Origin of the sequence: Bacteroides sp. OM05-12, assembly GCF_003438995.1 — a bacterium.
Classification (GTDB): domain Bacteria; phylum Bacteroidota; class Bacteroidia; order Bacteroidales; family Bacteroidaceae; genus Bacteroides.
This window is the reverse complement of record NZ_QSUN01000050.1, coordinates 1925-2872: the sequence shown is the minus strand read 5'-3', so window position 1 is coordinate 2872 and position 948 is coordinate 1925. Positions and strand designations below refer to the sequence as shown.

Here is a 948-nt window from a genome sequence, read left to right as displayed (position 1 = left end):
ACCAGCCCACTATCTTATGGGAATACACATCGGTCAGCAGGCTCAGATAGATGAATGTGTCGTCACGCAGCCTTATGTACGTGATGTCAGCTACCCAAACATGGTTCGGACCATCCGGAATGCGCCCTTTCCATAGATTGCTGAACTTATGGAAATGATGCCAGGACAAGGTGGTCACAGGACGGGATGTCCTCTGCTTCCTGACCAACAGCCCGTTGACTCCGAGCAAGTCGAAGAATGCATCACGCCCCGGAACAGTACCTGCGGGAAGACGCTGCCGTACCAAATGCAGTAGCTTTCTTCCACCCAGAACGGGAAGTTCCTTGCGGATAGCCACAACCTCACGAAGGACAATCTCTTCCGCAAGGGCAGACTTCTGCCCGCGATTCAAGTGTTTGTAATAGGCTTGTTTAGAGTATCCAAGCAGTGCACAGCAGGAGGGGATACTAACCCCGTCAATGCCATGAAGCCTGCTCACGGCTTGGAACCAAAGTTTTTTCGGATCTCGATACCGAACTTCTCCTCTGCCAAATCTATCATCGTCTCGCTCAAACGGAAATGGAGATTAGCTTCTGCCAGTTGCTTATCCTTGTCTGTCAGTGCCTTTTGAGTTTTGGAAAGGGCACGCTCAAGCTCACGGATACGATTAGACTGGGCGGATTCCATGTCTGTCTGCAAAAGACGTTTATTACGACGCTTTACCATAATGGTGGATGCTTTCAAATCTTCTGTGCATGCAAATTTACGCTTCCAGTGTGAAATTATACTAGCATCAGGAAGAGAATATTTACGGGCAACCTCAGAACGAGACATACCGCTAAGATAATCGCGGAGGACTGCTGTACGTAAGCAAACTGGATAAGCCCTGCCCATTTGACCACGACGTTGTACTACTTTTTTTAATGTTTTCGAACTCATTTGATGATCTGTTTGAGTCAACCTATAGCA

The 948-nt window shown here is 48.1% G+C and carries 1 protein-coding gene and 1 pseudogene; both read right to left on the bottom strand.

Annotated elements, in window-relative coordinates:
* A pseudogene (locus DXB63_RS17650) lies at positions 1-478 on the bottom strand (IS3 family transposase); the annotation flags it as partial.
* Positions 475-948 (bottom strand): hypothetical protein (locus tag DXB63_RS17645; protein WP_233522893.1); only part of this gene is annotated, 474 nt, incomplete at its 5' end. The gene DXB63_RS17645 and the pseudogene DXB63_RS17650, both read right to left, overlap by 4 nt.